Here is a 13,855-nt window from a genome sequence, read left to right as displayed (position 1 = left end):
GAGAAGATTATTACGGTTTTAATTCTGACGAAACTTTTACTTATAATGAATCTGAAAATATCCTGCAGTTTTCTTTTGATGATTATGAAAGTACTCTAATTGATATAGAAATTATAGCATCAACTATAAAATTCTCTATAGCCTCTAATTTTAACGGATGCTATGAAACTAGAGAGGAATAAAAAATTAGTTCAAATTACAACTAACCAATTTTCTTATCATAAATACATTAATTCGTCCTTGACTTATTTTTGTGATTGCCCTATTTATAACGTGTTTTACTCCTTACAAACAAGTCATCTCACATTTATCCTGTTTTTTATTGATGACATTTCTACTACATCACGATATATAATAAAACAAACGATCATGACTTCAATTAAATCACAATTACTTACTATTTTAATAGTTAGTTTTCTTGTTTCCTGTTCCTTTTCCAATTCACAAAATGAACAAGAAAATAATGACAGTAAAACAACACAAAACAAGAAACTAAAAAACGTTAAGGTTTACGATGACACCAATGGTATGGTAGTCTTGCACTTTCCTATCCCAAAAGATTGGAATTACGATGCTGACAAAAATGCAGAATTTATGCTAACAGCACCAAATAACATAAAAGTAGCTCAACCGCAACCGCAAACATATGCTTATGCGAATGATGCGTTTTCATTACAAACACTGCAGCAAATGCAATCGCAAGATTTTGAAATTGCACCAGTATCAGCTCTGAGTGATATTTTACAAAATCACGTTATACCATCTGCAGAATCTCAAGGTTATACCCTTATTAAAGATTATAAGTTGCCAGGAGTTCTAAATTTTTTGCAGCGTTATGAATCTGGTATACTAAAAACAGGCATGAAAAGTGAGTTTCATGTTCTTGGTACAGACTGGAAAGACAGCAATGGAAATAAGTCTTTTATAGTGTTTGTGCAAACTATTATGTACAAGCATGGTTTTATATATTGGACACTTCAATCTACAGAACTCGAAGCACCTACAGCCCATTTTAATGATGCTAAAGACGCGTTTATTTATGCACTTGCAAATAGACAAATTAATATGGCATGGCAACAAGTTAAAAACAGAGAATTATTAGAAAGTATCCGAAGTAATAATGCCTATTGGGAAAAGGTTACTAGACAAAGTCAAATACAACATAATCAACGTATGGCTGCTATAGAATCGAGAGGAAATACGGCTCGAGCTATTGGCAATACCTACAGTGATATCTTAGATATAAGTCATTCTGGCTATCTCAAAAGAGACGCTATGAACAGTGCTGGATATTCCAAAACAGTAAATATGATTGGGGAACGCTCTACAATATCTAGCACAGCAACTGGCGAGCAGTACAATGTAAAAGCTGGTAGCAAATTTTATTGGGTAAATACGAATGGTGAATATTTTGGGACAGACAATGCTTTTTACGACCCAAGAGTGGATAATAGAGTGAACAACAGCGAATGGACTCAATTTGAAATAAACAATTAAACCGCTAGGCAATAAACGATGACGTCTTAAATTATTTACGATGTCTCTATATAATCCTAAAAAACAATTATGAAATCAATACAATTAATTTGCACTCTTCTAGTTTTAGCATTAATATGTTCTTGCAGCTCTAATGATGATGGCAATAACGAAAATGATAGCCTTAATAATTATACTACAGAATGTGAAAACGGAAATGGTCCAAATACAATTACGGGACCAAAAGCTGCCTATTGGGATAATGCAAAAGGGGTTCCGTTACCGCTTACACAACCACCTTTATTGGCAAACATGGAAGGTTATTACATACATAATAGTTATCCTGCAATAGGATTTCCGTTACCTCAAGGTTATAGCGGTTTTGATATTTATGATCAAGCTTCAGGTACTTTCGGTGTTGACGTAAAACGCAATGACAATAAAGCAGTTTGGACCTATATACCCACAACATCCTTTACTGGCAATTTTACCATTACTGATGCAATTACTCTTATAGTAAATAAAATGTTTTCGGATGTTGGTTTTAACGGTAATAGCTATGAAGTTGAATGCTCAGAAACACAACCTGTAAATTTAGGAGGAGGTGTAACGAGAATTTACAGTGCTCGATTAATACGTTTTGGTGATTTTACGGGTCAAGTATATGCCATTAATACAACATTAGAAGGTTTAGTCGGAATTACATATGTTTCTGCCGCAGCTTCCGTAGGACCAACTAATGAATACAATAGTTTAGTCGCCAATATTTTTATACCGCTTAATTATCAACTATTAGTAAATGATAACGGTCTCTTAGATTCCGATTTAGATGGCGTTCCAGATGTTGATGATGCGGCACCTAATAATCCTAACATTCAATAAAAATAATTACGGAAAACTCACTATTACTTATTCATAACAAATTAAAAAAGAAAATATGAAAAATTTAAAAATAGTATCACTCATATTCGCATTATCAACAGCATTATTAATGACCAACTGCTCATCATCTGATGACATTAACAATAATCCACCAGGGATTTTTTCGGCCAATGCCTTAGGTACTGGAATTGATAGTGGCAACGTAGAATGGACAGAGGCAATAGACCCAGACGATGATTCGGTAACATATAACGTTTATTTAGAAGGTGAACTCATAGCTGCTGGAGGCACAACGTTTACGTATACTTTTTCGGGATTAGAACCTGAAACTATTTATGAAGGTTATGTTGAAGCAAGAGATGGTAGAGGTGGTACTTCTATAGCAGAATTCTCATTTGTTACAGAACCTGAAGTTATCATATTTAATGTTGATGCCACTTGGTGGTTTTACGATCAATACTCTGAAGGTGGAGGTTTACGCTCATTATTTAGAGGAGGTTTTGTAATTCCATATTATGAAGACGCTACGACTTATCAAATTGAAATACTAGATTACGGATGGGTTAGTGATACCTACAGTATTGGCAACACCCATATTGGCAGTATTTATACATGGACCAATGACTCTCAATCCACTCCTATAGGAGCTGTTTTCGCCGACCAACCTTCGGATGGAGATTATAGTGCTGCACTTACAAGCACTTCTGTAAACACAATTGGTTCAGGTTTCGATGTTGCTCTAGGTAATTATGAGACTATATATGGTGAAGCTAGAGTAACGATTATCATAGGAAACTAAAACTGTTTTAATACTAATATTAACTTTCAGTACTTAAAATATGTAATTAATCGCATTTGTTTGATATCTAGTCCTTTTCTCTTATATTTATTCTTAAATGCAAGAGAAAAAACCAACCCTTTCTTTGGACAATAGCTTAATAGAAGCCGTTAAAAATAACAATACGCAAGTATTAAAGAACTTGTATGTTCACAATTATCCTAAAATTGAAATTTTAGTTTTAAAGAATAGTGGCACAAAGGATGCCGCAAAGGATATCTATCAGGAGGCATTTTTAGCAGTTTGGCAAAACATTAAACAAAACAAATTTGTACCGCAAACTGAATCCTCAATAAATGGTTATATCTATACTATTGCGAAGCATAAATGGCTAGATGTTTTAAGGTCTCAAGGCTATAAAAAAACTATTGTCGCATCACAATTAGAACATTTTGAAATAAAAGCAGAAGAAAATAACGATATTGATGATGACATTTTAAAAGATAAACGATTAGAAAATGTAATGCTTGCGTTTAAAAATTTAGGTGACGCATGCAAGAGCTTACTGCGTAAGTTTTATTTTGAAAAGAAGTCTATGAATGTAATTGCTAAAGAATTAGCATTAGATGCTGCTTCTACAAGAAATAAAAAATATAGATGTATGCAAAAGCTTAAAGAGATAGCTTTAAAAAATTGATTATTAGCAACAATGGACTTACAACACACATCACAGGAAGAATTTGAATACATTGAAAAATATCTCAATGGTATTTTAGAGGCTTCTGATTTAAAAACTTTTGAACAACGTCTTCAGAATAATGCTGAATTCAAATTAAAAGTAGAAGAATACAAAACACTATTTACAGGTATTGAAACCCAAGCACTAAAGGAACAACTAAATGTGTTTCATAAAGATATACCTAATAACACATCACATCTTACAACAGAAAACACTAAAGTTCATACTCTAAACTGGAAACGACTTTTAGTCGCAGCTGTTCTGATTATTGCTGCTGGTAGCTTTTGGTTTTTAAATGGAAATTCTAATGAACGTTTATACGCTAAGTATTTTACTCCAGATCCGGGCTTACCAACAACTATGAGTAATACGGATGATTATGAGTTTTATGAAGCCATGGTATTTTACAAACAAGGGAATTATAAAGATGCCATTTCTAAATGGGAAATATTACAAAAAGCAAAACCCGATAACGATACGCTGAATTACTTTATTGGAGTCGCGTATTTAGCAGATAAGAATGAAGACAGCGCAATTTCTCTTTTAGAAAAAGTTTCAAAAAATGCTGAATTTGTATTCGTAAATGACGCATACTTTTATTTAGGATTAGCCTATTTAAAAACTGAAAAAATAGAAAAAGCAAAAGCTAGTTTACAGAATTCAACTAGCGAAAATAGCAATGCCCTTTTATCTGAGCTGAACGATTAACCATTTAATAACGCACTGATTATGAAGCAATTTTGTAATTGTTATAGGATTTTTATGCTCGTTTTTTTCGTTTTGACAGGAAAACAAGGGTTTTCACAAAACGATTCTAGTTTTGGAATCGCTTACGTACAAGAACTCATAAACTCAGATTCTCTACAAAAAGCTAAAACAGAACTTCATAAACAAATAAACTATTTTAAGTCGAAAAAAGAATACGACACTTTATCTCATTATGTTTATATGCTTGGTAAAATTGAACTATCAAATGATAGTGAAACCAAGTCATTATCTCAGAGCATAGATTTAGCAAAATTCGTTAAAAAACACACGTCAAAATCAAAATCAAAACATCAAATTGAAATTGATTTATCTAAATTATTTAATGAGCATGGCAACCCACAAAAAGCATATGAATATGCCCAAACGTCTAAAGAAATTGCTTTAAACCTAGAGGACACTGAACCCTTATTGAATTCAGATTACTATTTAAGTGAATATGCTTTACGATCTGGAAACATTAATCTTTTTGAGCAACATACAAGAGATGCACTAAAAATAATCGAAAAGAATCCCTCTAAAAAATTTAAGATCTCAGCACGAGTTTATAATTACCTTGGTGCATTAATGTACTTTACTTCAAAACCAGATAGTGCGTTATACTATTATGAAACTGGCTTAAGAAAAACGAGTGAAATGATTAACAATCCTGAAAACAGATTGTATTTTCCGGCAACTATCAAATCTAATTTAGTTTTATTAAAACAGAGTCAGAGTAAATATTCTGAAGCGATGCAATTAATTCAAGAAAGCATAAAACTATATAAGGAGTTTATAAACAATACACACAATCATCCACTAACGTTTAGAGTACAGCGTAACCTATCTTTAGCGTATCGTAATTTATCAAGCCTTTACTTTGATCTTGGTGATTATCAAAATGCTAAGAAAATAAGTATCATAGCCTACAAACACGCAGAAGAGAATTTATTACCTAATAGCTTAGAGAATTTTTCGGCTATCACATCGCTTGCTGAAATAAAAATTCCACTAAAAGAATTTGAAAGCTCTTTAGCTTTGCTAGATGAAGCCGAAATTATAGTAAACAAAATACCTGGAAATAATTTTCAATTAAAAGCTAATCTGTATTACAATAAAGGATTAATTAATAAAGAATTAGAGAATTTTAAGGAGGCGAAAAAATATTTAGAATTAAGCAATCAACTTCATCAAAAAGCACATCCAAACGAATATAGTCGTGATCGGTTATTTACCATTATAAATTTATCCCTTGTACTTGCTACACTTAATGAAAAAGAAGAGGCCATTTTAATTTTACAAAACACCTACGACTATTTCTTAAAAAACGAAGGAGAACAAAGTAATTTAACAAATATCGTTTTAGCAGCTTTAACCAAAACCACGATGCTAACTAATGATTATGAGCAGAGTTTAAAATGGAGTCATAAAAGTATCGCTTTGTATAAAAAATATAATGATACGATTAAAAACAGCTATGACAAATCACATTTTGAAGAATATAAGGCAGAAATATTAGTCCTGAATGCAAAAGCAAAATACAATTTATCTAATACAAAAGACGAGTTATTCCTAAAAACGATTTTGTTAGATGTAACCAAAGCCATAAATACCCTAGAAGAAAGAAGAGCATTAATAACGTCTGTAACGGATGTTAATAGATTAATAGAGAGTAATCATATAGCCTTTGATTTTGCCAAGCAACTAAATCTCGAATTGTATGAAATAACAAACAATGAAACCTATCTAAACCAAACTGTAAGCCTACATGAATCTTCGTTATATAATCGCATACGTGCACGTTTAAACATAAAAACATCTATTGCTTTTACAGATATACCAAATAACATAATTACACGAGAAAATGAGCTTAGAGCGTTACAAAATTCTAATACGGAAGACCAAGAGAATGATGCAGTGGAATTTTTAATTGCTAACAATAATAAATGGACAGCTTTTTTGGACTTTTTAAAGCAGCAATACCCTAAATATTACAAAATGCGTTATGCGACTATAGAAGAGTCCCTAGAAGGTTTACAAGATAACATTCCTAACCAAACAACAATAGTTCGCTATGTCTTTATTGAAAGTGATTTGTACGCATTCGTAGCAAACAAATCTGATAAAAACATTTTTAAATTAGACTCTAAAAATCTAAAAAACCAAATTACCATCCTTGAAGACAACCAATTTAATATTAGAGAGATAAGCGCAATTTATTATGAGCTTTATAACACATTATGGCAACCATTTGAAAACATGGTTACTTCAAAAAATGTTATTATTATTCCCGATGGTGAACTCTTTAATTTAAGCTTTGAGACTTTAACGCCTAAACCTATTACGACTTTTAGCGAATTGGCTAAAAACAGTTTACTAGCAAAACACAATATTTCATACAATTACAGTCTATTACTAATAGACGAAGCTAAAAAAAGCACTTATTATAACTCCGATTTTATTGCTTTTGCTCCAGAGTTTAATTCTAAAATGAAGTCTGATTATCAAATAGCAATTACAGATTCTATTTCGCTAGATAAAACGTATTTAAAATTATTACCACAACCATTTGCAACAAAGCTAGTCAAAGACTATACGAAACTATTTAAAGGGACCTCTTTCCTAAATGAAAACGCATCTAAACAAATATTCACGGAACAAGCCAAAGAACATAAAATAATCCATATTGGTACACATGCAGAATCCAATAATATTTCTCCAGAATTATCCAGACTTATATTTGCTAAAAATGTAAATGATACTATTTCTTCAGATGATAATTCATTATACACCTATGAAATTTACAATCAGAATTTGTCTTCTAACTTAGCTATTTTAACAGCTTGCGAAACCGGAAAACCATCCTACCAATCTGGAGAAGGTATGATTTCATTAGCACATGCTTTTAATTATGCTGGTAGTGAAAGTATTTTAACGAGTCTATGGAAAATTGATGAACAATCTAGTGCTGTCATAATCGAAAACTTCTATGACTATCTTAAAAACGGATTACCTAAAGATGAAGCCTTACAAAAAGCAAAACTAGACTATATATCTACAGCAAAAGGCCGAACTGTTTCTCCTCAATATTGGGCGGGTATGGTTTTAATAGGAGATACGTCGCCTATCGATTTAGAAACGTCATCCCATTTCATTTTTTGGCTATTAGGAATTACTTTGATTATCATCTTAGCGTTTGCGATAAGAAGAAAAAGATCAGCATCAGAACTATAGCTCAAAATTCCAAAATATTAGAAACTAAAAAAGTCTTTCCGAAAAGGAAAGACTTTTAATATCTTAATAGAAACTACAATTAATTAGATTGCAGCAACATGTTTAGTTAACTGAGATTTTAAATTACCAGCCTTGTTAGCATGAATAACATTTCTCTTTGCTAATTTATCTAACATACTAATAACTGAAGGTAACATTGTTTGTGCCTCTTTTGCATCAGTAATTTCACGTAACTTCTTTATAGCATTACGAGTTGTCTTATGCTGATATTTATTAAGTACACGTCTTTTTTCGTTACTTCTAATTCTTTTTAAAGCTGACTTATGATTTGCCATTATATTATTTTCTTATTAAAAATTGTAGCCCGTAGGGGAATCGAACCCCTCTTACATGGATGAAAACCATGCGTCCTAGCCGATAGACGAACGGGCCATTTTGGTTATTATATTATTTAAATGAACCTGCAACGTTTCCATTGCGGATGCAAATTTACAACTATTTTTAAATTGTGCAACAACCTTATTAATTTTTTTTTAAAAAAAATTAATAAGCCTTCGCAAAAAGCACACGTTGCATAGATGGTTTTCCGCTGTAAACGCAAGTCCCCTCTTCCTTCTTATTCACTGAAGGAATGCATCTTATCGTTGCTTTTGTGGCCTCTTTAATCTTTTGTTCAGTCTCTGCAGTACCATCCCAATGCGCAGAAATAAATCCTGTTTTTGTTTCTAAAACTTTTTTAAATGTTTCAAAATCGTCAACTTCTGTGGTGTGATCGTCCCTAAAATTTAAAGCTTTGGTAAATAAATCGTTTTGTATGACTTCTAAAAGATCTTTAATAGTAGAAGCTAAACCATCGATTTGTACAATCTGTTTAGTTAATGTATCACGTCTTGCTAACTCAACCGTATTATTTTCTAAATCTTTTGGTCCAATAGCAATACGTAATGGCACACCCTGTAACTCGTGTTGTGCAAATTTGGCACCTGGTCTATGTGTTGTTCTTTTATCAAACTTACAACTAACACCTAATGCTTTAAGTTCTTTAATTATACTTTCGGCTTTTTCAGAAATCGCTTCAAATTGTTCGTCTGTCTTAAAAATAGGCACAATAACAACTTGCGATGGTGCTAAATTTGGTGGTAAAACCAAGCCCTTGTCATCACTATGCGTCATAATCAAAGCACCTACCAATCTTGTAGAAACGCCCCAAGAAGAAGCCCATACATAATCTAATTTACCTTCGTTATTGGTAAACTTAACATCAAAAGCTTTTGCGAAATTTTGACCTAAAAAATGTGAAGTACCAGCTTGAAGTGCCTTTCCGTCTTGCATTAAAGCTTCAATACAATACGTTTCAATAGCACCTGCAAAACGTTCACTCTCTGTTTTCACCCCTTTAATAACAGGAATTGCCATAAAGTTTTGAGCAAACTCTGCGTAAACATTATTCATTTGTTCTGTTTCTGCGAGTGCTTCAGCTTTTGTGGCGTGTGCGGTATGACCTTCTTGCCATAAAAATTCAGCAGTACGTAAAAACAAACGCGTTCTCATTTCCCAACGCACTACATTTGCCCATTGATTTATCAAAATTGGTAAATCTCTATAACTTTGAATCCAACCTTTATAAGTATTCCAAATAATAGCTTCACTTGTTGGTCTTACAACCAATTCCTCTTCAAGCTTAGCTTCAGGATCTACTCTTAATTTCCCTGGATTATCTGGGTCATTTTGTAACCTATAATGCGTCACAACGGCACATTCTTTCGCAAAACCTTCGGCATTCTTCTCCTCGGCTTCAAATAAACTTTTAGGCACAAATAATGGAAAATAAGCATTCTGATGTCCTGTTTCTTTAAACATTCTATCTAATTCTGCTTGCATTTTCTCCCATATAGCATAGCCATAAGGTTTAATAACCATACAACCTCTAACGGCAGAATTTTCTGCTAAATCAGCCTTTACAACTAATTCGTTATACCATTTTGAATAATCTTCAGCTCTACTAGTAAGATTTTTGCTCATTTTCCGTGTTTTGGCACAAATATTGTGCTTATGTTAAATGTATTAAATAATACAGCAAAACTAACTATTTTTGCTATGTTCAACAATAAAATAAAAGAGATATGCAATTTAAAACTATTTTAACTCAAAAATTGCCATTTTTTGTTGCACTCGGTTTATTAACCGTGTTAACTTCTTGTGGTTCGTTTCAGTATGCAGGTTACGACAATGACGGTATTTATGCTACTGAAGATTACGAAAACGACATTGAAGAAACAGTTGTTACAACTTCGACAAATGATTCTAATTATTACAAAAATTATTTCGCTGAAAACTCGGCTGAAGTTGATGCCATAAATGAAGAGTCCGAAATTTTTACAGATATTGATTCTTACGAAGGCAATTATACAGAACAAGTAATCGACACCTTAGAACAACAACCTGCTTATGGAGGCTGGGGACAAAATAGCAATACGGTTACTATTAACTATATAGATAACGGCTGGTATGGCTACAACAGTCCATGGATATGGGGTGGCGGACTTGGTTATGGCTACTATGGTTGGGAAAGACCTTGGGGCTATAATTATGGGTACGGTTGGAACAACCATTGGTACTATGGAGGCTATTATGGATATGGCTATTATGCTCCTTGGAGATATAACTATGGTTATGGATATAATAGTTATGGTTTGAATAGTGGATATTACAGAAATAATAGATACGCCTATAATAATACAAGAAGAGGATCTTTACTTTCTAATAATAGTTTAAACCGTAGAAGCAATTCTGCCCTATCTAGAAGTAATTATTCTACACGAAGATTATCGAATACTTCAAGTCTATCTAGAAGTAGGCTTAATAGCAATCTAAGATCCAATACAGCTACTACGAGAACGTCTAGAAGTACAACGAGCCCAACTCGTACCTTTAGGAATTCTACTTCTACAAGACGAGTTACTCCTACTACGAGAACAACTAGACCTACAACAACCAGACCTACCAATAGAACGACAACAAGACCAACCTCTAGATCGATTACTCCTACAAGAAGTACAAGATCTTCAGGAGCGGTTCGCTCAAATTCTAGCACTTCAAGATCTTCAAGTAGTACTGTAAGATCATCAGGAAGTTCTAGATCTAGTAGTGGTAGCAGTAGTAGTTCTTCTAGCAGTAGTAGACGAGGTGGTAGAGGTTAAACTTTAATAAATTCTAAAAAATTACATATGAAAAAGTTACTTATGCTGAGCATAGGCTTAATAAGCACGTCTTATATTTTAGCGCAAGACATTACAGATGCTCTTAGATATTCTATGGATGAGATCCAGGGAACGGCACGTTATAGAGCTATGAGTGGTGCTTTTGGAGCCTTAGGTGGTGACATGTCTAGTGTTAATATAAATCCGGCAGGTTCTGCTATTTTTAATAATAGCCATGCCTCAATATCCTTAGGCCTATTTAATACCAATAATGATATTAGCTACTTTGATAGTACTAATTCATCCTCTAACTCTAATATAGACTTAAACCAATTAGGTGCTGCATTTATTTTTAAAAACACGAATACAAGTTCAGGTTGGAATAAATTCTCATTAAGTTTTGCGTATGATCGCTCTGCTGATTTTGATAATGATTGGGTTGCAAGTGGCGTAAACGAAAATAACACTATTGGTGATTTTTTCCTATCCAATGCGCAAGGGTTACGTTTGGATGAAATTTCAGCTTTACCTGGAGAATCACTTTCAGAAGCTTACTCAGAGATAGGGTCTTTTTATGGCTATAGAAATCAACAAGCATTTTTAGGTTATGAAGGTTATATTATTGAACCATTAGACAACGCTGATGAAAATATAGAATATGACACAAATATAAAGGGTGGTAACTATAAGCAACGCTATGCGTATGCTAGCAGAGGTTACAATGGGAAATTGGCCTTTAATATTGCAACAAGCTATAAAGACAAATTTTATTTTGGATTGAATCTTAATTCGCATTTTATAAATTATGAACGTACCACATATCTCAATGAATCGAACTCAAACGCAAGTTCTATTATTAAAGATGTAGATTTTGAAAACAATTTATTAACTACAGGAAGTGGTTTTTCATTTCAACTGGGAGGTATTGCAAAAATAACTGAAGAATTAAGAGTTGGATTATCTTACTCCTCTCCTACTTGGTATAGAATTTCAGACGAAACATCACAATATTTAGCAACTTCAAGACTAGAAGGTGGTTCTAACATCAATCAAATAGTCAACCCAAATGTCGTTAATATTTATGAAGAATATAAATTACAAACTCCAGGTAAAATTACGGGTAGTTTAGCTTATGTTTTTGGTCGTAAAGGTTTATTAAGCTTTGATTATGCTGTAAAGGATTATAGTAATTCGAAATTTAAACCAACAACAGATGCTCTTTTTTCTAGTTTGAACAATAGCATAAGTAATGATTTAGACTCTGCTGTGTCTTACAGATTAGGTGGTGAATACCGTTTTAAACAAGTTAGTTTTAGAGGTGGATACCGTTTCGAAGAAAGTCCTTATAAAAATGATAATTTTTATGGTAATCTGAATGGTTATTCATTAGGACTAGGTTATAACTTTGGAGATATTACTTTAGATTTTGCATTCAGTCAATCCCAGCGCGATTATGATTATCAATTATATTCTGAAGGTTTAACAGATGCTGCTCAATTTCAATCTAAGTATACAGACCTTATTTTAACACTAGCCTTTAATATATAATTAATGTTAGACATTAAGTCATCTTAAATATTGACCGCATACATTATTAAAAAATCCAGTAAAGTTAACTTTACTGGATTTTCTATTTATGCATATAATTAAGTATTAACATAGTTTTCTACTCCTGTTTTACGCTGTATTACTTTTATGTCTAAGACATCTATGTTTCAAAAGCTCATTACGGCTTGCTAAAATATTAAGTCCATAATCACACTCGATAATTATTAGATTAGAATAGCTCATTACCCAATACTTGATAGCCTGTTTTATCTTTATTTGCTTGTGTCTCAATAATAATTCTATCCTCAAACTATTAAAATAGTATATCCCGCTTTCTAAATACCTCGTGAATTAAACTACGATGAATGTATAAGATACTAGATACTGACCTTAATAAAAAAAGCCTGAACAAATTAATGTCCAGGCTTATTTATTGTCATAAAAGTATACCTATCGTTTCAAGGTAAAATGGGCTTTAAATTCTTTACGTACACCGTTGCTTGGTTCGTCGTATTCTACTGTAAACCAGTAGTCACTCGTTGGCATTGCTTCATTATTAAACGTTCCATCCCAACCATTTCCATCGGGACTTAATTGTTTTAATAATTTTCCGTACCGGTCAAATATATAAATTTTTGCATTACTTCCAACACCTTCAATGTTCCAAGTTTCATTATTTCCATCTCCGTTGGGCGTAAAATACAGCGGATAGTCGATAATAAACTTTGATACAGCGATTAATCCACAACCATTTTTATCTCGTGCTGTGATCTCATGGTCTCCTGATGATAAGCCTGTAAAGATGCCTTCATCTTGCCATGGTCCTCCATCTAAACTGTATTCATAAACTCCAATTCCGGTAGCTATGGCTTCTAAAACATGGTTGTCAGCAAAAGCTTGAGTTAAGAGTTCTATCGTTAAACTTGGTGGTTCACTTTCTATAACGTCAGTTGTATCGGTATTAGTACAATTGGTCTCTGTGGATGTGCTCATATCTGTCACTAAGACACTATAACTTCCTCCTTGGGTTGGCATGATACTTGGCCCTGTTGCTCCTGGTATCATGGTGCTGTTATAACTCCACTCAAAACTATAGTCTGTTGCTGATAAACCGGTATCAATCACTAATGGGTCTAAAACTTCGGTACCATTAGTATTTAAACATAGAATATAATTGGCTTCTAAATTAAATTCGGGTAATGGATTTACCTGTAAGGTTAATGCGGCAACTTCATAACACACAGAGGTATCATT

The 13,855-nt window shown here is 32.9% G+C and carries 11 protein-coding genes and 1 tRNA gene; 8 read left to right on the top strand and 4 right to left on the bottom strand.

Going from position 1 to position 13,855, the window contains the following annotated elements; translation table 11 throughout:
• The first annotated feature begins 369 nt into the window (after window positions 1–369).
• The 6 genes from BLT80_RS13675 (at window position 370) to BLT80_RS13650 (ending at window position 7,853) form a co-directional block, all read left to right on the top strand.
• The gene (locus BLT80_RS13675) at window positions 370–1,497 is read left to right on the top strand and encodes a hypothetical protein (protein WP_092468938.1); all 1,128 of its coding nucleotides are present in this window, start codon (window positions 370–372) and stop codon (window positions 1,495–1,497) included.
• Between the two features lie 69 nt (window positions 1,498–1,566).
• Entirely contained in the window at window positions 1,567–2,358 is a 792-nt protein-coding gene (locus BLT80_RS13670; protein WP_092468936.1) for a hypothetical protein, read from the top strand.
• Between the two features lie 55 nt (window positions 2,359–2,413).
• A complete protein-coding gene (locus tag BLT80_RS13665; RefSeq protein ID WP_139181078.1) occupies window positions 2,414–3,157 on the top strand; it encodes a fibronectin type III domain-containing protein in 744 nt (247 codons plus the stop codon).
• Window positions 3,158–3,254: 97 nt separating this feature from the next.
• A complete protein-coding gene (locus BLT80_RS13660; RefSeq protein ID WP_092468932.1) occupies window positions 3,255–3,833 on the top strand; it encodes an RNA polymerase sigma factor in 579 nt (192 codons plus the stop codon).
• A gap of 12 nt (window positions 3,834–3,845) precedes the next feature.
• Window positions 3,846–4,583 carry a tetratricopeptide repeat protein gene (locus BLT80_RS13655; RefSeq protein ID WP_092468930.1) on the top strand — a complete coding sequence of 246 codons (738 nt, stop codon included), beginning with the start codon at window positions 3,846–3,848 and terminating at the stop codon, window positions 4,581–4,583.
• 54 nt (window positions 4,584–4,637) lie between these two features.
• Complete coding sequence (locus tag BLT80_RS13650; protein ID WP_175455617.1) at window positions 4,638–7,853, top strand: CHAT domain-containing protein; 3,216 nt, start codon at window positions 4,638–4,640, stop codon at window positions 7,851–7,853.
• Window positions 7,854–7,936: 83 nt separating this feature from the next.
• Here the strand turns inward: BLT80_RS13650 and rpsT are convergent, their stop codons facing one another.
• The 3 genes from rpsT to proS form a co-directional block, all read right to left on the bottom strand.
• Entirely contained in the window at window positions 7,937–8,188 is a 252-nt protein-coding gene (gene rpsT / locus BLT80_RS13645) for a 30S ribosomal protein S20 (protein ID WP_092468925.1), read from the bottom strand.
• A gap of 25 nt (window positions 8,189–8,213) precedes the next feature.
• Window positions 8,214–8,285, bottom strand: a tRNA-Glu gene (locus BLT80_RS13640).
• 111 nt (window positions 8,286–8,396) lie between these two features.
• Window positions 8,397–9,875 (bottom strand): proline--tRNA ligase, encoded by a 1,479-nt coding sequence (proS, locus tag BLT80_RS13635; protein WP_092468923.1) that lies wholly within the window; start codon window positions 9,873–9,875, stop codon window positions 8,397–8,399.
• Between the two features lie 101 nt (window positions 9,876–9,976).
• Between proS and BLT80_RS13630 the strand changes: the two genes are divergently transcribed.
• Complete coding sequence (locus tag BLT80_RS13630) at window positions 9,977–11,053, top strand: hypothetical protein (RefSeq protein WP_092468921.1); 1,077 nt, start codon at window positions 9,977–9,979, stop codon at window positions 11,051–11,053.
• A gap of 27 nt (window positions 11,054–11,080) precedes the next feature.
• Window positions 11,081–12,601 carry an OmpP1/FadL family transporter gene (locus tag BLT80_RS13625; protein ID WP_092468919.1) on the top strand — a complete coding sequence of 507 codons (1,521 nt, stop codon included), beginning with the start codon at window positions 11,081–11,083 and terminating at the stop codon, window positions 12,599–12,601.
• Window positions 12,602–13,051: 450 nt separating this feature from the next.
• Here BLT80_RS13625 and BLT80_RS13620 read toward each other — a convergent pair.
• Window positions 13,052–13,855 (bottom strand): T9SS type B sorting domain-containing protein (locus BLT80_RS13620; RefSeq protein ID WP_245710256.1); only part of this gene is annotated, 804 nt, incomplete at its 5' end.

This window comes from Winogradskyella thalassocola, from assembly GCF_900099995.1.
Classification (GTDB): domain Bacteria; phylum Bacteroidota; class Bacteroidia; order Flavobacteriales; family Flavobacteriaceae; genus Winogradskyella; species Winogradskyella thalassocola.
This window is presented reverse-complemented; position numbering and strand designations above follow the sequence as displayed.